The sequence below is a fragment of the Phycisphaerae bacterium genome (assembly GCA_017999985.1).
Taxonomy (GTDB): domain Bacteria; phylum Planctomycetota; class Phycisphaerae; order UBA1845; family Fen-1342; genus JAGNKU01.
The window spans coordinates 229,050-247,186 of the sequence record JAGNKU010000004.1 but is presented as its reverse complement, the minus strand read 5'-3'; the positions used below and the strand labels follow the sequence as shown (position 1 = coordinate 247,186).

Below are 18,137 nucleotides of genomic sequence, written 5' to 3'. Positions count from 1 at the left end.
ATTTACGCCGGCAGCGGCGGACGAGAGTTCGACATGGCCAGTACAATCTTGGTGGTTGACGACGACGTGGATTTCCTGACCCAGATGCGGCTGCAGCTGGAGGCGGCCGACTTCACGGTCGAGACGGTGGAGACGGCCCGCGCGGCGCGGGACGTGCTGGCGCAGCGGAAGCCGGATTTGGTGCTCGTCGATCTGATGATGGAAGATCCGGATGCCGGCTTCAGCCTGTGCTATCACGTGAAGCGGCTGGACCCGGCCATCCCGGTGATCGTGGTGACGGCCGTGAGCGGCACGACGGGGCTGAGCTTCGACGCGGAGACGGACGAGGAACGGGCCTGGATCAAGGCGGACAGCGTGCTCGCCAAGCCCGTGCGTTTCGAGCAGTTGCAGCGTGAGATGCAACGCCTGCTGAAGGACCGCAACTGATGGACACGCTGCGCGTGCTGGTGGTCGACGACGAGGCCGGGATGCGGCACGCGGTCACCCGCGCGCTGCGGCCGTTCAAGGTCCACCTGCCGGACGTCGAGGGCGAGGTGTGCTTCGACATCGAGCAGGCCTCCAGCGGCGAAGAAGCCCTGGCGCTGCTCACCGTGCGCTCCCCCGACATCATGCTGCTCGACCACAAGATGGGCGGCATGTCGGGCGTCGAAGTGCTTGAGCACCTGCGGCGCCAGGAACGCGACGTGCTCACGATCATGATCACCGCGTTCGCCACGCTGGAGACGGCGATCCGGGCCACCAAGTCCGGGGCCTTCGACTTCCTGGCCAAGCCCTTCACGCCCGACGAGCTGAAGGAGACGATCCGCAAGGCGGCCGGGCACCTGGTGATGCAGCGGCAGGCGCGCAAGCTGGCGGCCGAGAAGCGCCGCGTGCGGTTCGAGTTCATCTCGGTGCTCGGGCACGAATTGAAGGCGCCGCTTGCCGCGATCGAGGGCTACCTCAACATCATGCGCGACCGCGCGCTGGGCGGCGACATCGCGGCCTACGACGTAGCGATCCAGCGCTGCCTGACGCGCAGCGACGGCATGCGGAAGCTGATCCTCGACTTGCTCGACATGACGCGGATCGAGTCCGGACAGAAGCGCCGCGAACTCACGCGCGTCGACGTGCGCGAGATCGCCCGCCAGGCGCTCGACACCGTTCGGCCGGTCGCCGCCGACCACCACGTGACCCTCGAGTTGCACCCCGGCGAACCGGTGCCGATGACCGCGGACCGCGGCGAGATCGAGATCATCTTCAACAACCTGCTGTCCAACGCGGTGAAGTACAACCGCGACGGCGGCCGCGTGGACGTCAAGCTCCATTGCGACGACCAGCGCGTGACGCTGGCGGTCAGCGATACCGGCATTGGCCTGTTGCCGGACGAGGCCGCCAAGCTGTTCAATGACTTCGTGCGCATCAAGAACGACAAGACCCGTGACATCCTGGGCAGCGGCCTGGGACTATCATTAGTGAAGAAGCTGGTGCTCATGTATGGCGGCGACGTGGCCGTCACCAGCCAGCCGGACGTGGGCAGCACATTTACCGTCGTGCTCCAACGGGATTTCAAGCCGCCGCCGACCGACGATGGAACGCCCCGAAATCCTCCATTGGCTGCGCGCGACTGACGAGCCGCAGCTCAGCGCCCTCTGGGCCCGCGCCGACACCGTCCGCCGCGAACACGTCGGCGACGCGGTGCACCTGCGCGGGCTCGTCGAGATCTCGAACCACTGCATGCGCAAGTGCGCCTACTGCGGCCTGCGCGGCCCGAACACGAACATCGGCCGCTACCGCATGACGGCGGACGAAATCCTGGCCTGCGCCCGCCAGGCCGCGACGTTCGGCTACGGCACGGTCGTCCTGCAGTCCGGCGAAGATCCACGGCTCACCACGCGCTGGGTCGCCGACCTGGTCCGACGGATCAAGGCCGAGACGCCGCTGGCGGTTACCTTGAGCCTGGGGGAACGGGAGCCGGCTGAGTTCGCCGCGTGGCGCGCGGCCGGCGCGGACCGCTACCTGCTGCGGTTCGAGACCTCGAACGCGGCGCTCTTCGAGCGCATTCACCCGCCGCGGCCCGGGTGCTGCTCCGACCGGCTCGCGCTGCTCGCCGCGCTGCGGACGATGGGCTACGAAGTCGGCAGCGGGGTGATGATCGGGTTGCCGTCGCAAACCTATGACGACCTGGCCAACGACCTGGAGCTGTTCCATGACCTCGAGCTGGACATGATCGGGGTCGGGCCGTACCTGCCGCACCCGGATACGCCGCTCGGCCAGACCGGCGCGGCCGCCCACGGTGCCCACGATGCCGAGCAGGTGCCGAACACGGAATTGATGACCTACAAGGTCGTCGCCCTGACGCGGCTGCTCTGCCCGCGGGCCAATATCCCCAGCACGACGGCCCTGGCGACGCTCAATCGCGAGAATGGTCGCGAGCTCGGCCTGCAACGCGGTGCGAACGTCATCATGCCGAACGTGACTCCACCGAAGTATCGCTGCCTGTACGAAATCTACCCGGCCAAAGCTTGTCTGTACGAGACGGCCGAGCAGTACCACGGCTATCTGACACGCCGTATCCACGATCTGGGCCGCACGATCGGCGTCGGCCCGGGCGAATCGCTGAGTCATCGCGCGCGACGGCTGCACGCGGACCCGGCGGCTGGAAGGAACCCGCATGAGTAGTTTGTGTGAACTGACCCTGAGCCAGGGGGCTACGGATTTCATCGACGAGGCCGCACTCGGCGACCTGCTCGCGCAGCCGCGCTCCACGCGCAGCCAGGTGCGCGACGTCATCGCCAAGAGCCTTGCCAAAACCGCGCTGACCACGGCCGAGACGGCGGTGCTGCTCAACGCGGATGAGCCCGAGCTGGTCGAGGAAATCTTCGCGGCCGCCCGGCAGCTCAAGCGCGACGTGTACGGCAACCGCATCGTGCTGTTCGCGCCGTTGTACATCGGCAACGCCTGCGTCAATGACTGCCTCTATTGTGCCTTCCGGAATTCCAACCGTGACGAAGTCCGCCGCACGCTGAGCCAGGACGAGATCCGCCAACAGGTGACCGCGCTCGAGAACCGCGGCCACAAACGGCTGATTCTCGTGTTCGGCGAACACCCGCGCTACGACGCAAACTTCATCCACGATTGTGTGCAGACCGTCTACAGCGTGAAAGTCGGCCATGGCGAGATTCGCCGGGTGAACATCAACGCCGCCCCGTTCGACGTGGCGGGCTTCCGCCGGGTCAAGGAAGCCCGCATCGGCACGTTCCAGGTCTTCCAGGAGACGTATCATCACGCCACGTTTGCGGCGATGCACCCGCAGAACACGCGCAAGGGACATTACATGTACCGGCTGGACGCGCTCTCACGGGCGCAGGAGGCCGGCATCGACGACGTCGGCGTGGGCGCGCTGTTCGGTCTCTATGACTGGCGCTTCGAGGTGCTGGGGCTGGTGTCGCACGCGTTGTATCTGCAGCAGCGCTACGGCGTCGGCCCGCACACGATCAGCTTCCCGCGCGTGCGGCCGGCGGCCGGGGTCAATTTGCCCGAGCGCTGGTTTGTGAGCGACGAGCACTTCAAGCGTCTCGTGGCCATCCTGCGACTCGCGGTCCCTTACACCGGCCTGATCCTGACCGCCCGCGAGCCCGCTGCCCTGCGCCGCGAGCTGATGGCTTTCGGCGTCTCGCAGATCGACGCCGGCACGCGCATCGAGCTCGGCGGGTACACGGAGGCCGGCGACGCCCAGTGCCTGCAGCGCGAACAGTTCGAGCTGGGCGACATCCGCTCGCTCGACGAAGTCATGCGCGAGTTGATCACGGACGGCTACATCCCCAGCTTCTGCACGGCGTGCTATCGGCTCGGCCGCACCGGCGAGCATTTCATGGAGTTCGCCATCCCCGGTTTCATCAAGCGCTTCTGCACGCCCAACGCGCTGACGACCGCGCTGGAGTACCTGGTCGATTACGCGACGCCGGAGACCCGCGCCGCTGGCGAGAAGCTCATCGCGGCCGAGGTGGCGAAGCTCGAGGACGGCGCGCTGAAGCAGGAGCTGCTCGCGCGGTTGGAGAAGATTCGCACGACGGAGCAGCGGGACCTGTACTTCTAGGGTGCGCGTCCGCGGGAGCCCCATGACCGACTTCCGTACCGAACCCGACTTGCTGGGCGAAAAAACGGTACCCGCCGGTGCGCTCTACGGCGTCTACACGGTCCGCGCGCTGGAGAATTTTCCACTCGCCCGCCGGCCCGTGCATACCGGGCTGATTCACGCGTATGGCGCGGTGAAGCTGGCGTGTGCGCGGACCAACCGAACGCTTGCGGACAGGGATCAAGGGAACGAGGGAGCGAGGGAGCGAGGGCCAGCGACCGCTGCCGCGCGCGCACCTGCGCGGCTCTCTGGCCAATCATGGGACGCGATGGAGCGCGCGGCCCGCGAGCTGGCCGACGGGCTGCTCGATGAGCACATCGTCGTCGATGCGCTGCAGGGTGGCGCCGGCACCTCGCTGAACATGAACGTCAACGAAGTGCTCGCCAATCGCGCGCTGCAGCTCCTCGGTCGCCCGCTCGGCGAGTATCAGACGATCAGCCCACTCGACGACATCAACCGTCACCAATCCACCAACGACACGTTTCCCACCGCGCTGCGCATCGCGGCGATTACGCTGCTCCGCACGCTGGAGCGCGAGGTGGTCGCGCTACAGGAGGCGTTTCAGGCGAAGGAAAAGCAGTTCGCCCACGTCGTGAAGGTCGGCCGCACGCAGTTGCAGGACGCCGTGCTCACCACGCTCGGCCGCGAGATGTCGGCGTACGCCGAGGCGCTCAGCCGCGACCGCTGGCGCATCTACAAGTGCGAAGAGCGGCTGCGCGTTGTGAACCTGGGCGGGACGGCGATCGGCACCGGCCTGGGTGCGCCGCGCGACTACATCTTCCGCGTCGTCGATGAGCTGCGCGAGATCACCGGCCTCGGCCTCGCGCGCGCTGAGAACCTCGTCGACGCCACGCAGAACGCCGACGTGTTCGTCGAGGTCAGCGGCATCCTGAAAGCCTGCGCCGCTAACCTGCTCAAAATCTGCACCGATCTGCGCTGGCTCGCGTCCGGCCCTGACGGCGGCCTCGGCGAAATCCGCCTGCCGCCGCGCCAAGCCGGCTCGTCGATCATGCCCGGCAAGGTGAACCCGGTGATTCCCGAAGCCGCGTCGCAGGCCGCCATGCTGGTCATGGCACACGATCAGGCGATCGCGCAGGCCTGTGCGGCGGGGAACCTGGAGCTGAATGCGTTTCTGCCGCTCGTGGCGGATTGCCTGCTCGGCAGCCTCGACCTGCTGACGAACGCATGCTCGATCCTGCGCCGGCTGTGCGTCGAGGGTCTCGAAGCGGACGAGGCCCGCTGCCGCGCCTATGTCGAGACCTCGACGGCGACGGTCACCGCGCTGGTGCCAGCCCTCGGTTACCACACCGCCCAAGAGATCGGCGTCGCCGCCCGCGCGACGGGACGGACGATTCGCCAGATCGTGGTCGAGCGCGGCCTGCTGAGCGCGAACGAATTCGATGCACTCATAGCCCCCGAGGCGGTCACGCGACTGGGCCATCGTGGACAACGCGGAGAGGATCTGAACGTATGAGCGGTGCTCCACGCGGCATGCGACTGCACATCGGCCTGTTCGGCCGGCGCAACGTTGGCAAGAGCTCTCTGCTCAACGCGCTGACCCGGCAGGAGGTCTCCATCGTTTCGGAGACCGCCGGCACGACGACTGATCCGGTCGAGAAGCCGATGGAGCTGCTGCCGCTCGGCCCGGTGCTGTTCATCGACACGGCCGGCATCGACGACGTCGGCGCGCTCGGGGCGCAGCGCGTCGAACGCACGCGGCGCGTATTTGAACGCACCGACATCGCGCTGATCATCGCCGAGGCTGGGCAATGGAGCGCGTTTGAGGACGGGCTGCTCGCGGAGTTTGCAGCGCGACAGGTGCCGGCCATCGCCGTGTTCAACAAGGCCGATCTCGCGCCACCAGCTCTCGACGTGGTGACGAAGCTCGCAGAATCCAAAGTGCCCTGCGTGCAGACTACTGCCAGCCGGGGCGACGGCCTCGCGGACCTGCGCGAGGCGCTGATTCGTAGCGCGCCGGAGGACTTCATCAACACGCCGAGCATCGTCGGCGACCTCGTGCCGCCCGGCGAGCTGGTCGTGCTGGTGGTGCCGATCGACAAGGAGGCGCCGAAGGGACGCCTGATCCTGCCGCAGGTGCAGACGATCCGCGACCTGCTCGACAGCGACGCGTACTGCCTTGTCGTCAAGGAGCGCGAGCTGCGCGATGCGCTGGAACGCCTGAAGCGTCCGCCCGCGCTGGTCGTCACCGATTCGCAAGCGTTCCTGAAAGTCGCCGCCGACACGCCGAGCAGTGTGCCGCTCACGTCGTTCTCAATCCTCTTCGCGCGGTTCAAAGGCGACCTGCACGCGCTCGTGCAGGGGGCGCTGGCGATCGACGATCTGCGGCCCGGTGATCGCGTGCTCATCGCGGAGGCGTGCTCGCACCACCCGATCGGCGAGGACATCGGCCGCGTGAAGATCCCGCGCTGGCTGACGCAGTACGTCGGCGGCAAGCTCGAATTCACGACGGCGCAGGGGCACGACTTTCCGCCGGACCTCGCCTCGTACCGCGTGGTCATCCACTGCGGGGCGTGCGTGCAGAACCGGCGCGAGATGCTGTCGCGCATCCTGCGGTGCCGGACCGCGGGCGTGCCGATCACGAATTACGGCTTGGCCATCGCGGCGTCACTGGGCATTTTTGAACGCGCCCTGGCACCGTTCCCGGGCTTGCTGGAAGAGTACCGGAGACATCGCGCGGCCGGCACCGTAGAGCGTGGGCGGCCAGCATGATTTAATTATCAATCATACGTATTAGTTCATTTGCTTCTCAGCCCGGCGCGGAGGTTCGCGTGTTCTTGCGCGATATTCCGCAACCCGACGCAGCCGCCGCTACCTGCGCGCGGTTTGGCACGCTCTAAACCGAAGTCACGCTGCGGGCGAACTGGTCCGCAGTTTGCCATCCTGTATTGTTTGATGCTCCCAACGGGTGACCCACCGGTAGCCTGCACGCATCAGGGAGCGTCGCGCGTTGTTCCGCACTATGCGAGCTGGACAGGTGCCACGATGAGGCTCGATGATCTCGCCGGCAGGATTGGGGCCAGGGTCTACGCGCCCGGAAGCGGCGCAAGTGTCGACCTGGAACAGGTTTATGCCGGGGACCGCATCAGCGACCTGCTGAACGCGGCCAACGATCACACGCTGCTCGTCACCAACCTCGCCAGCGGACATTTGACCCGCGTCGCGGAGCTGATGGACATTCCCGGGATCTGCCTGGTGCAGGGCCAGGAACCCGACCCCGCGATGGTGGCAACCGCCCGAGCTCACGGTACGCTGCTGATGGTCTCGCCGGTGGGGCTGTTCAACACGTGCGGCCGCATTCACGCGTGTTTGGCAAAGGACTAACGGTTCTTCGCATGAGCGCCGTCTCGTACAGCATCCAGGGTGGCGATTACGAGCACGGCGGCGCTGCGTCGCGGGCCCTCAAGGAGCAGCTCAAGAAGGTGGGGGCCGATCCGGCGGTCGTGCGGCGCGCGATGGTGGCCGCGTACGAAGCCGAGATGAACGTCGTCATCCACGCGCACCGCGGCGAGCTGCGGGCGTCGCTCGATAACGGACAACTTGAGGTCGAAGTGATCGACGAGGGGCCGGGCATCCCGGACATTGCGCAGGCGATGAAGGCCGGCTTCTCCACCGCGTCCGCCCGGGCCCGTGAGTACGGCTTCGGCGCCGGCATGGGCCTGCCCAACATCAAGAAGAACAGCGACCGCTTCGCGATCGAGTCGGAAGTCGGCCGGGGTACGCGCGTCAGCTTCACCATTCACCTCCGGCCGCAGGCCCTATACGGCGCTGGCCAGCATTCGCTGCACATCGATGCGGCCCGCTGCCGCCAAGCGCTACGCTGCCTGCACACGTGCCCGACGCTCGCCATGCGTGTGCGACGCAACAAGCCGGAGGTGCTCGACTACCTGTGCATCGACTGCGGTGCGTGCATCACCACCTGCCCGAGCGGGGCGCTGCAAGTCGCGGGTGCGGCCGGCACGCTTGCCCCAGTGGGTGACGGTGTCCTGGTCGTGACCGCCGAGAGTCTGGCGCAGTTCGGCGCCGGCGTCGGCCCGGATCGCGTGCTGGCAGTGCTGGCAAAACTCGGCTTCCACGACGTGCGCGTGTCCAGCGCCTGGGAGAGCGCGCTGCGGGCCGCGATGCTGGAATATGCCCGCACCACGGCCCCCGTGTCGCCCACCATCGCGCCGGCCTGCCCGGCCGTGGTGAACCTCATCGAGATGCGTTTCCCGGCCTTGATCCCGCACGTGGCGCCGTTCCGCTCGGCGCTGGAAGCCCTCCAGGTCGAAATCGGCGGCCGGCGGGCGCTCTACGTCACGAGCTGCCCGGCGCAGCGCACCGCGCTGCTCAGCGCCGGTACGCAACCCGCCCCGGAGGTGCTTCTCCCGGCGGCCCTGCATGCCGCCGTCGCGCCGCACGTCGTGACCGGCCGCGACGCACCGCTGCCGATTCCGCAGCCGTCGGCCGCGTGCGAGCCGGGCCTGTTGTGGGTTACCGGAATCCGACACGTCCTGAACGTGCTGGAGGCCGTGGAAAACGGCCAGGCGGGGGATGTGCAGGCGATCGAGCCGTGGGCGTGCGACGCCGGCTGCTTCGGTTCGCCGTTGCTGCGCGAAGACGCGTTTCTCTCCCGGCACCGCTGGACGGCGCCCCGGGGGCTGGACGGGGCGGCCCGTGCGATCCCGCGCGCGCGGCCACTGGCGGCGCGTCCGGGATTGCGCCTGGATACGGACATGGCCAAGGCCATCCAGAAGCTGGCGAAGATCGACAAGCTGAAGCGGAGCCTGCCGGGCAGCGACTGCGCCATGTGCGGCGCCCCGACCTGCGCCGCGCTGGCCGAAGACATCGTCCTCGGACGAGCCAGCGCCGACGCCTGTGTACGGCAGGCCCCGCCGGCCGGACCGGCAGCCAACCAGGAGATCGCCCCATGATGCTGAGCGAGCTGGCGACGAAGCTGGGACTCGAGAACCTGACGCCGAATCTGGCCGCGCGCCCGGTCAAAGTCACGGGCGGCTACGTGTCCGACCTGCTCAGCGACGTGCTGGCGAACGGCCCGAAGGGGGGCGTGCTGGTGACGGTGCAGGTGCACCTGAACGTGATCGCCGTGGCGGTGCACGCGGAGCTGGCGGCCGTGATTTTCGCGCTGGACCGCCGGCCTGACGAGGCGGTGTGTGCGAAGGCGGTCGAGGAAGGCATCGCGCTGTACGTGACGGACGCCAACGCGTTCGACGTGGTCGGGCGCCTGTACGAGCTCGGTCTGCGAGGGCCGCATGCGTGAAAGCGTTCGCCGCGGACCTGCACATTCACACGGGCCTGTCGCCCTGCGCGGCGGACGAGATGACGCCGCCCGCGATTGTGCAAGCGGCGCTGGAGCGTGAATTGGCGATGATCGCGATCTGTGACCACAACACGGCGGGCAACGCGGCGGCGACGCAGGCCGCGGCGGGCCGGCGCGTGGCCGTCCTGGCGGGGATGGAGGTCACGACCGCGGAAGAGGTCCACGTGCTCGGGCTCTTTCCGGACGCGGACGCCGCCGAGGCCGCCGGGGCCGAGGTGCGTGCGACGTTGCCGCCGGCGGACGCCGCTTATTACGAGCGTTTCGGTCCGCAGTATCGGATGGACGCGACGGGGCGCGTCGTGGCGCAGGAAAGCCGGATGCTGGCGCTGGCTTCGACGCTGGAGCTGTCGGACGCGGTGGCGCTGATTCACCGGCACCGCGGCGTGGCGATCGCGGCGCATGTGAACCGGCCCTCGTTCAGCGTGATCAGCCAACTGGGCATGTTCCCGCGCGACGCGGGTTTCGACGCGCTCGAGGTGTTCTCCGCGCCGGGGTTCCCGTCGCGGGTGGCGGAGTTCGCGCCGCTGGGATTGCCGGTGCTCACGTCTTCGGACAGCCACTTCCTGGGCGACATCGGCAGCGCGCGTTCGACGTTCACGTTGCGGCGCCCCTCGTTCGAGGAGCTGGTGCTGGCGCTGCGCGGCACGGGTGGCCGGGGGGTGCGCTGTGCGTGAACTGTCGCTGCACATCATGGACCTGATCGAGAACTCGCTCCGCGCGCAGGCGACCATCATCCTGGTCAGCGTCGAGGCGCTGCCGGATCAGGACCTGTTGCGGATCGTTGTGGAGGACAACGGCACGGGCCTCAGGGTCCCTGTCGAGTCCGTGCTGGATCCGTTCTACACCACCAAGCGCGGTAAGCGCACCGGCCTGGGCCTGAGTCTCTTCCGGGCGGCAGCGGAGAGCACGGGCGGCCGGCTGATGATCGACAAGTCGGCGCTGGGCGACGTCGGCGTCCGCGTCACCGTGGAACTGGGGCTGACGCACATCGACCGCAACCCCCTCGGCGACCTCGCCGGCACGCTCGCGGCGGCGGTGTGCACGAACCCTGCGATCGACTTTCGGATCCGGCTCGGGGTCGGCGCCCGGACCTGCGAGCTGCGCGTCTGGGACCTCGCGACCGAGGCCGGCGTGGACCGGTGTGACGGCCTGGCACTGGCCCGCGTGGTGCGCGCCCGCGTCCAGGCGGAACTGCAATCTGCGGCCATACTGACATGATCGGTGTTTTTCGCATCGCACAGGGAGATAAGAATGAGTGAAGACGTCAAGGTGAAATGTGCTTGCGGCGAGGAAGTCTCGGAGGAGGAGCTGCTCGCCCGGCTCGACACCGTCCTGAAGGACTACCGCGACAAGCCCGGGGCCCTGATCCCGGTGCTGCAGATCGCGCAGGGCATCTTCGGCTATCTGCCCGAGGTGGCCTTGAAGAAGATCGCCCTGGGGCTGAACAAGTCCTACAGCGAGGTGGCGGGCGTGGTCAGCTTCTATTCGTTCTTTTCCACCAAGCCGCGCGGCAAGCACCTCATTCGCGTGTGCCTGGGCACGGCCTGCTACGTCCGTGGCGGCAAGCGCGTGCTCGACACCTTGAAGCAGAAGCTCAAGATCGATGTGGGCGACACCACGCCGGACCGCCAGTTCACGCTCGAGGTGGCCCGCTGTTTCGGCGCCTGCGGCCTGGCGCCGGCGGTCATGATCGACGAGGACGTCCACCACCGCGTGAAGGCCAACAAGCTGGAAACCGTGCTGAGCAAGTACCGCAACGGGGACGTGCCGGTTGCGAAGAAGAGGAGAGCCTAGACCATGGCAAAACGCATCACGAGTCCGCAGGACTTGAAGGCCTTGCAGGAAAAGGCCAGGAGCGACATCAATCTACGCACCGGCCCGAAGGACATCCGCATCACCGTGCACATGGGCACGTGCGGCATCGCCGCCGGCGCCCGCGATGTGCTCACCGCGCTGATGAACGCCCTCGGCGCCGCTGCGGCCGACAACGTCACGATCACCCAGACCGGCTGCGCGGGCCTGTGCGACCAGGAGCCGATGCTGACCCTGGCAGACAAGGCCGGCGGCTCGTTCCGCTACGGCAAGCTGGACAAGCACAAGATCGGCGAGATCGTGCGGGAGCACGTCCTGCGCGGACAGCCGGTGGTCGAATACCTGATCAAGGTCTGACCCAGAAGGGAGAATCAGCCTCTATGAGTACCGTACGAACCCATGTGCTGCTGTGCACCGGCGGGGGGTGCATCGCGTCCGGCGCGCTCGAGGTGGGCGCCGCGCTGCGCGAGCAGATCGAACGCCACGGCCTCAGCGGCGAAATCAAGGTCATCGAATCCGGCTGCCTCGGCCCCTGTGCGGTCGGACCGGTCGCGGCCGTCTATCCCGACGGCGTCTTCTACCAGGGCATCCGCCCGGACGACGCGGCCGACATCGTCGAAGAGCACCTGCTCAAGGGCCGCGTCGTCGAGCGCCTGGTCCACAAGTCGCCCGCCGGCGAAACCGTCCCCGGCCTGCACGAGATCGGCTTCTTTCAGAAGCAGGTCAAGATCGTGCTGCGCAACTGCGGCGTGATCGACCCGCTCAAGATCGAGGAATACATCGCCCGCGACGGCTACCAGGCCCTGGGCAAGGCCCTGACCGAGATGACCCCCGAACAGGTCATCGCCGAGGTCAAGAAGTCCGGCCTGCGCGGCCGCGGCGGCGCCGGCTTCCTCACCGGCCTGAAGTGGGAGTTCACCCGCAAGTCCGCCGGCGACGTGAAGTACATCCTCTGCAACGGCGACGAGGGCGACCCCGGTGCGTTCATGGACCGCAGCGTGCTCGAAGGCGACCCGCACAGCGTCATCGAGGGCATGGCCATCGCGGCCTACGCGATCGGCGCCAAGCAGGGCTACGCCTATATTCGCGCCGAGTACCCGCTGGCCGTCGAGCGCTTCAGCAAGGCCCTCGAGCATGCCCGCGAGTACGGCCTGCTGGGCAAGAACATCATGGAACGCGGCTTCGACTTTGACATCGAGGTTCGCATGGGCTCCGGCGCGTTCGTCTGCGGCGAAGAGACCGCGCTGATGACGTCCATCGAAGGCAACCGCGGCGAGCCGCGGCCACGCCCGCCCTTCCCGGCCCAGCAGGGCCTGTGGGGCAAGCCGAGCTGCCTGAACAACGTCGAAACCTTCGCGAACATCGCCCCGATCATCGTCAAGGGCGCCGACTGGTTCGCGTCGTTCGGCACCGAGAAGAGCCGCGGCACGAAGGTCTTCGCCCTGGCCGGCGCCGTGAACAACACCGGCTTGGTCGAGGTCCCGATCGGCATGCCGCTGGGCGAGATCATCTACGACATCGGCGGCGGCATCCCTGGCGGCAAGAAGTTCAAGGCGGCCCAGATGGGCGGCCCGTCCGGCGGCTGCATTCCGAAGGAGCACCTGAACGTCCCGGTCGATTACGAGTCGCTGAACGAGCTCGGCGCCATCATGGGCTCGGGCGGCCTGATCGTCATGGACGAAGACACGTGCATGGTCGATGTGGCCCGCTTCTTCCTCGACTTCGTCCAGGATGAATCGTGCGGCAAGTGCCCGCCCTGTCGCGTCGGTACCAAGCGCATGCTCGAAATCGTCACCCGCATCTGCGAGGGCCACGGTGAAGAGGGCGACATCGAGAAGCTGATCGAAATCGGCAACGTGATCAAGGACGCGTCCCTGTGCGGCCTCGGTCAGACCGCCCCCAACCCGGTGTTGTCCACGATCCGCTACTTCCGCGACGAGTACGAGGCCCACATCCGCGACCGGCACTGCCCGGCCGGCGTGTGCCCCGCCCTCGTGCGGGCGCCCTGCCAGAGCGCCTGCCCGGCCAACGTCGACGTGCCGGGCTTCGTCGCGCTCATCGCCGAGAAGCGCTACGCCGAGGCCCTTGCCCTGCACCGCGAGCGCAACCCGTTCGCGTCGGTGTGTGCCCGCGTGTGCTTCCACACCTGCGAGGACAAGTGCCGACGGGCGACGCTCGACGACGCCGTGGCGATCCGCGGGTTGAAGCGCTTCATGGCCGAGCAGGAAGTCACGGTCCAGTTGCCGGAGATCCGCGAGAACGAGGCCAACGCCAAACGCAAGGTCGCGATCGTCGGCGCCGGCCCGGCCGGCCTGTCGTGTGCGTACTTCCTGGCGCGACTCGGCTACCAGCCGAAGGTCTTCGAGGCCGAAGCCCGTCCGGGCGGCATGCTCGTGCAGGCCATCCCGGCCTACCGCCTGCCGCGTGAAGAGCTGGCCCGCGAGATCCGTATGATCGAGCGGCTCGGCGTGGACATCGAGACCAACATGCGGCTCGGCAAGGACTTCACGCTGAAGAGCCTGCGCAACGACGGCTACGAGGCGGTGTTCCTCGGCGTCGGCGCGCCGCTCGGCACCAAGCTCGGTATCCCGGGCGAGGAGGCCGAGGGTGTCGTCGATGCCCTCCGCTTCCTGCGCGAGTACAACATCCGCGGGTCCGTCCCCGTCGGCAAGCACGTCGTGGTCATCGGCGGCGGCAACGCGGCTATCGATGCGGCCCGCACGGCCATGCGGCTCGGCGCCGAGACGGTCACCATCCTCTACCGCCGAACGCGCGTCGAGATGCCGGCCTACGCCGAAGAGGTGGACGAGGCCGAGCACGAGGGCGTGCGGATCGCGGTGCTGGTCGCGCCGATCGAGATCGTCCGCCGGGACGGCCGCGTGAACGGCGTCAAGTGCCGGCACATGGTGCTGGGTGAGTTCGACCGCAGCGGTCGGCGCCGGCCGGTGGATCGCTCCGACGAGGATTTCGTCGTGGCGGCGGACCAGGTCATCGCGGCGATCGGTCAGACGCTCGACAGCGGGCAGTTGCTGGATGGTCAGAAGGTCAAGCTCAGTCGCGCCGGCTTCATCCAGGCCGACCCGGTCAGCGGCCAGACCTCGGTGGAGTGGCTCTTCGCGGGCGGCGACGCCGTCATGGGACCGTGGTCGGTCGTGGCGGCGATTGGCGCCGGCGAGAAGGCCGCCGTGGGGATCGACAAGTTCTTCAACGGCCAGTGCGACGCGTTCTGGCGGGCCGACAAGCAACCGGACGTGGAGTTCGATCCGGACGCGGACCCGGTGCAGTACACGCGGGCCAAGATGCAACTGATCCCGGTGAACAAGCGCAAGAACAATTTCCAGGAAGTCGAGTTGCCGTGGTCGGAGGCCGTCGCGCGGCGCGAAGCCAGGCGCTGCCTGCGGTGCGATTTCCGGCAAACCTGCGAACAGGACTAGCCTGGAAAGGAGATAGGACACCATGCCGAAACTGACGATTGACAACATCAGCGTGGAAGTCCCGGCTGGGACGACCATCTTGGATGCCGCCAAGCAGGCCGGCGTCCATATCCCGACGCTGTGCTACATGAAGAACGTGCAGGCGATCGGCGCCTGCCGCGTGTGCACGGTGGAAGTCGAAGGCGCCCGCAACCTCGTCGCTTCCTGTGCCGCCCCGGTCGCGGAAGGTATGAAGGTGAAGACCAACAGCCGCCGCGTGCGCGAGGCCCGCCGCACCGTCGTCGAGCTGCTGCTTTCCGAGCACGACGGCGACTGCCAGGTCTGCGCCCGCAACGACGATTGCGAGCTGCAGGCCGTCGCCCGCGAGCTGGGCGTCCGCGAGGTCCGCTACAGCGGCGACAAGGCCAAGCGGTATCGCGACAGCACCACGCCGGCTCTGACGCGTGACACCGCGAAGTGCATTCTATGCCGGCGGTGCGTGACCGTGTGCAACCAGACACAGGGCGTGGCCGCCATCTGGGCCCAAAACCGCGGGTTCAAGACCGTCATCGGCCCCGCGTTCTGCCAGAACCTCGACGAGGTCGTCTGCGTGCAGTGCGGACAGTGCGCTGCTGTGTGCCCCGTCGGTGCGATCACGGAGCAGGACCACATCGCCGCCGTCTGGGACGCCCTGGACGATCCGAAGAAGCACGTGGTGGTGCAGACGGCCCCGGCTATCCGCGCCGCCCTGGGCGAGTGCTTCGGCTATCCGCCGGGCACACGCGTCACGGGCAAGATGACCGCGGCGCTGCGTCGCCTCGGCTTCGACGGCGTGTTCGACACGAACTTCGCGGCGGACCTGACGATCATGGAGGAGGGCTCCGAGCTGCTCATGCGGCTCAAGCAGGCGCTGGTCGGTAAGAAGGGCAACGGGCACGGTCACGAGTACGGTCCGCTGCCGATGTTCACGAGCTGCTCGCCCGGGTGGATCAAGTTCATGGAGCACTACTACCCGGACATGACGGCGAACCTGTCCACCTGCAAGTCGCCGCAGCAGATGTTCGGGGCGATCGCGAAGACATACTACGCCGACAAGATCGGCAAGAAGCCCGAGGATATCTTCGTCGTGTCGGTCATGCCGTGCACGGCGAAGAAGTTCGAGTGCCAGCGGCCGGAAATGACCGACAGTGGCGTTCAAGACGTCGACGCGGTGCTCACCACCCGCGAACTGGCCCGCATGATCAAGCAGGCCGGCATTGACTTCACGAAGCTGCCCGATGAGAAGCAGGACGCCCCGCTCGGCATCTCGACCGGCGCGGCGGACATCTTCGCCAACACCGGCGGTGTGATGGAGGCGGCGTTGCGGACGGCCTGGGAGATCGTCACCGGCCGGCCGCTGCCCTTCGAGAACCTGCACGTCAAGCCGATCGAGGGCCTCGACGGCGTGAAGGAGGCGTCGGCCAAGATCACGGGCGCCCAGCCTGAGTGGAAGTTCCTGGAAGGCGCCGAGCTGAAGGTCGCCGTGGCCCACGGCCTAGGCAACGCCCGCAAGGTGATCGAGCGCGTCCGCAAAGGTGAAGCGCAGTATCACTTCATCGAAGTGATGACCTGCCCCGGCGGGTGCATCGGCGGCGGCGGCCAGCCGCGGCTGACCGACGATGACGTGCGCAAGGCGCGCATCGCAGCCATCTATGACGAGGACGAGCACCGCGAGCTGCGCAAGTCGCACGAGAACCCGGCGGTCCAGCAGCTCTACAAGGAGTTCCTGGGCCAGCCGCTGGGCGAGAAGTCGCACCACCTGCTGCACACGAAATACGAATCACGGCAGCGCGTGTAGTACTGCGTGACCGCACGATAACAAACGCCCCATCCCGACCGCGCGGCGACGCACGGTCGGGGTGGGGCGATTCATGGGCGGCCGCTACGCGCGGTTGCGCCGCAGCGCGGCCAGGCCCGCCAGCGCCAGCAGCAACGCCGTTGACGGCTCCGGTATGTAGTTGATGTATTGCGCGTCCACGCCGCCGAGCATGAGCGTGAAGTCGTATCCCACGCCGTTGAACTGCGCCCGGTAGACGCCCTGGCTCGTCCCGATCAGGTACGCGCCATTGCCCAGCAGGTACGCCGAACGCGGCACCATTTCCTCGATCGGCTCCGTGTCGATGAACGCCCGCAAGCTCCCGTCATCGTTCAGGTGGTAAACGCCTTCGATGCCTGAAGCTGCAATCGAGCTCACCGTCAGCACGCTGCCATCGGCCAGTACCGCGATCTGCTGCGGGTAGACCACGTTGTCCCGGAACACCCCGACGAACGTGCCGGTGGTCGTCCAGCGCTCGATGTCATCCGTCGTCTCGTTGGAGATGAGCAGGTCGCCCTGGAACGGCGTGACATCAAACAGGCTGGCGTTGAGTGCGTGGAACCCGAGGGGCGTCCCCGCCGTGTCGTAGCGTGCGACGCCGCGCCGCGTGGTCGTGCTCGGCCAGACGGTCTGGTACACGGTCGTGCCGTCGAAGCCCAGACCGCGCAGGTTGTCGAGCACGCCACCCAAGGGATGCGCCGTGACGCTGCCGAGGAAATTGCGGTCCAGATCGAAACGATGGATCGCGTCGGCGACCTGGTCCGACACCCAGATCTCACTGCCGACCAGCATCGCTTCCTTCGGCGTCGTGAAGAACCAGCCGACGGCCCCGATGTCCGTGAGCCAGTTCGCGTCGATCACGGCGCCGGTCTGATCGTCAAACAGCATGATGCGATCGCCGCCGCTGTCCGCGATCAGCAACTCCGCCTGCGCCACCCCCGCCGCAGTCAACAGCACAACCACAGTGAACCACCTCAAATACATGTTCCATCCTCCTCTGCCTGTGCCGGTGCGTCAGCCCTGTCGCACCGCGCGGTGTGTATGCGACCAGAACACAACCAAGCTAGTGCGCCGGCGCGCCGCGTTCAAGGACTTTCTTTCTGTAACCGCTCCCGGCGTGTGCATTTCTGCGGACCGCCGCCAAACCCGCGGCCCAGTTGCAGCCATCGCCCGGGCGCGGACAATGAGCGTATGGCGGATGCGGCCCCCCTGATTCTGCTCGTCGACGATGACTCTGACTTCCTCGAGATCAACCGGCAGATTCTCGAGCCGAACGGCTATCGCGTGGCGTGCTGTGCCGACCCGCAGGCCGCGTGGCAACGTCTCGCCAACGAGAAGCCCAGCCTGATCATCACGGACCTGATGATGAGCAACCTTGACTCGGGCTTCTCCCTTTCCAAGCAGATCAAGGGCGATCCGCGCTTCGCCGACATCCCCATCATCATCGCCACGGCGGTGACCAGCCAGGTCGGCCTCGATTTCCGGCCGCGCACGCCGGAGGACCTGGCGGCGATGTGCGTGGACGCGTACTTCGACAAGCCGATCCCGCCGAAGAAGCTGCTCGAAAAAGTCGCTGAGCTGCTCGCACGCCGCTGAGCGCGACCG

At 67.4% G+C, this 18,137-nt stretch carries 17 protein-coding genes; 16 read left to right on the top strand and 1 reads right to left on the bottom strand.

What is annotated here, in order from left to right:
- Window positions 1-33: 33 nt before the first annotated feature.
- From KA383_07585 to KA383_07515, 15 genes are all read left to right on the top strand, one after another.
- Window positions 34-426: a response regulator gene (locus KA383_07585; protein MBP7745980.1), complete on the top strand. Its 393-nt coding sequence runs from the start codon at window positions 34-36 to the stop codon at window positions 424-426.
- A complete protein-coding gene (locus tag KA383_07580) occupies window positions 426-1,607 on the top strand; it encodes a response regulator (GenBank protein MBP7745979.1) in 1,182 nt (393 codons plus the stop codon). The genes KA383_07585 and KA383_07580 overlap by 1 nt, the downstream gene beginning before the upstream one ends.
- A complete protein-coding gene (gene hydE / locus KA383_07575; protein MBP7745978.1) occupies window positions 1,567-2,658 on the top strand; it encodes a [FeFe] hydrogenase H-cluster radical SAM maturase HydE in 1,092 nt (363 codons plus the stop codon). The genes KA383_07580 and hydE overlap by 41 nt, the downstream gene beginning before the upstream one ends.
- Window positions 2,651-4,075: a [FeFe] hydrogenase H-cluster radical SAM maturase HydG gene (gene hydG / locus KA383_07570; GenBank protein ID MBP7745977.1), complete on the top strand. Its 1,425-nt coding sequence runs from the start codon at window positions 2,651-2,653 to the stop codon at window positions 4,073-4,075. The genes hydE and hydG overlap by 8 nt, the downstream gene beginning before the upstream one ends.
- 22 nt (window positions 4,076-4,097) lie before the next feature.
- On the top strand, window positions 4,098-5,588 hold the full coding sequence (locus tag KA383_07565; GenBank protein MBP7745976.1) for an aspartate ammonia-lyase: 1,491 nt from the start codon (window positions 4,098-4,100) through the stop codon (window positions 5,586-5,588).
- A complete protein-coding gene (gene hydF / locus KA383_07560) occupies window positions 5,585-6,844 on the top strand; it encodes a [FeFe] hydrogenase H-cluster maturation GTPase HydF (protein MBP7745975.1) in 1,260 nt (419 codons plus the stop codon). The genes KA383_07565 and hydF overlap by 4 nt, the downstream gene beginning before the upstream one ends.
- Window positions 6,845-7,117: 273 nt before the next feature.
- Complete coding sequence (locus tag KA383_07555) at window positions 7,118-7,456, top strand: hypothetical protein (protein MBP7745974.1); 339 nt, start codon at window positions 7,118-7,120, stop codon at window positions 7,454-7,456.
- A gap of 11 nt (window positions 7,457-7,467) precedes the next feature.
- Window positions 7,468-9,045, top strand: coding sequence for an ATP-binding protein (locus KA383_07550; protein ID MBP7745973.1), 1,578 nt, complete (start codon window positions 7,468-7,470; stop codon window positions 9,043-9,045).
- Window positions 9,042-9,392 carry a serine kinase gene (locus tag KA383_07545; protein MBP7745972.1) on the top strand — a complete coding sequence of 117 codons (351 nt, stop codon included), beginning with the start codon at window positions 9,042-9,044 and terminating at the stop codon, window positions 9,390-9,392. Before KA383_07550 ends, KA383_07545 begins: the two co-directional genes overlap by 4 nt.
- Window positions 9,389-10,126 (top strand): PHP domain-containing protein, encoded by a 738-nt coding sequence (locus KA383_07540; protein ID MBP7745971.1) that lies wholly within the window; start codon window positions 9,389-9,391, stop codon window positions 10,124-10,126. The genes KA383_07545 and KA383_07540 overlap by 4 nt, the downstream gene beginning before the upstream one ends.
- Entirely contained in the window at window positions 10,119-10,670 is a 552-nt protein-coding gene (locus KA383_07535) for an ATP-binding protein (protein MBP7745970.1), read from the top strand. The genes KA383_07540 and KA383_07535 overlap by 8 nt, the downstream gene beginning before the upstream one ends.
- A 33-nt stretch (window positions 10,671-10,703) precedes the next feature.
- The gene (locus tag KA383_07530; GenBank protein ID MBP7745969.1) at window positions 10,704-11,246 is read left to right on the top strand and encodes an NAD(P)H-dependent oxidoreductase subunit E; all 543 of its coding nucleotides are present in this window, start codon (window positions 10,704-10,706) and stop codon (window positions 11,244-11,246) included.
- 3 nt (window positions 11,247-11,249) lie between these two features.
- Complete coding sequence (locus KA383_07525) at window positions 11,250-11,621, top strand: (2Fe-2S) ferredoxin domain-containing protein (GenBank protein ID MBP7745968.1); 372 nt, start codon at window positions 11,250-11,252, stop codon at window positions 11,619-11,621.
- A 23-nt stretch (window positions 11,622-11,644) separates the two neighbouring features.
- Window positions 11,645-14,698: an NADH-quinone oxidoreductase subunit NuoF gene (gene nuoF / locus KA383_07520; GenBank protein MBP7745967.1), complete on the top strand. Its 3,054-nt coding sequence runs from the start codon at window positions 11,645-11,647 to the stop codon at window positions 14,696-14,698.
- A 22-nt stretch (window positions 14,699-14,720) separates the two neighbouring features.
- Entirely contained in the window at window positions 14,721-16,514 is a 1,794-nt protein-coding gene (locus KA383_07515; protein ID MBP7745966.1) for a [FeFe] hydrogenase, group A, read from the top strand.
- An 84-nt stretch (window positions 16,515-16,598) separates the two neighbouring features.
- On the opposite strand, the gene KA383_07510 is transcribed toward KA383_07515, so the two are convergent.
- Window positions 16,599-17,516: a PEP-CTERM sorting domain-containing protein gene (locus tag KA383_07510; GenBank protein MBP7745965.1), complete on the bottom strand. Its 918-nt coding sequence runs from the start codon at window positions 17,514-17,516 to the stop codon at window positions 16,599-16,601.
- 207 nt (window positions 17,517-17,723) lie between these two features.
- Here KA383_07510 and KA383_07505 point away from each other — a divergent pair, with 207 nt between their 5' ends.
- Window positions 17,724-18,128, top strand: a complete 405-nt coding sequence (locus tag KA383_07505) for a response regulator (GenBank protein MBP7745964.1) — start codon at window positions 17,724-17,726, stop codon at window positions 18,126-18,128.
- Window positions 18,129-18,137: the final 9 nt, after the last annotated feature.

Coding starts and splice junctions, on each gene's coding strand:
- KA383_07585 (MBP7745980.1), top strand. CDS start 34: ATGGCCAGTACAATCTTGGTGGTTGACGACGACGTGGATTTCCTGACC.
- KA383_07580 (MBP7745979.1), top strand. CDS start 426: ATGGACACGCTGCGCGTGCTGGTGGTCGACGACGAGGCCGGGATGCGG.
- KA383_07555 (MBP7745974.1), top strand. CDS start 7,118: ATGAGGCTCGATGATCTCGCCGGCAGGATTGGGGCCAGGGTCTACGCG.
- KA383_07505 (MBP7745964.1), top strand. CDS start 17,724: ATGGCGGATGCGGCCCCCCTGATTCTGCTCGTCGACGATGACTCTGAC.
- KA383_07525 (MBP7745968.1), top strand. CDS start 11,250: ATGGCAAAACGCATCACGAGTCCGCAGGACTTGAAGGCCTTGCAGGAA.
- hydF (MBP7745975.1), top strand. CDS start 5,585: ATGAGCGGTGCTCCACGCGGCATGCGACTGCACATCGGCCTGTTCGGC.
- KA383_07550 (MBP7745973.1), top strand. CDS start 7,468: ATGAGCGCCGTCTCGTACAGCATCCAGGGTGGCGATTACGAGCACGGC.
- nuoF (MBP7745967.1), top strand. CDS start 11,645: ATGAGTACCGTACGAACCCATGTGCTGCTGTGCACCGGCGGGGGGTGC.
- KA383_07565 (MBP7745976.1), top strand. CDS start 4,098: ATGACCGACTTCCGTACCGAACCCGACTTGCTGGGCGAAAAAACGGTA.
- KA383_07510 (MBP7745965.1), bottom strand. CDS start 17,516: ATGTATTTGAGGTGGTTCACTGTGGTTGTGCTGTTGACTGCGGCGGGG.
- hydE (MBP7745978.1), top strand. CDS start 1,567: ATGGAACGCCCCGAAATCCTCCATTGGCTGCGCGCGACTGACGAGCCG.
- KA383_07530 (MBP7745969.1), top strand. CDS start 10,704: ATGAGTGAAGACGTCAAGGTGAAATGTGCTTGCGGCGAGGAAGTCTCG.
- KA383_07545 (MBP7745972.1), top strand. CDS start 9,042: ATGATGCTGAGCGAGCTGGCGACGAAGCTGGGACTCGAGAACCTGACG.
- hydG (MBP7745977.1), top strand. CDS start 2,651: ATGAGTAGTTTGTGTGAACTGACCCTGAGCCAGGGGGCTACGGATTTC.
- KA383_07515 (MBP7745966.1), top strand. CDS start 14,721: ATGCCGAAACTGACGATTGACAACATCAGCGTGGAAGTCCCGGCTGGG.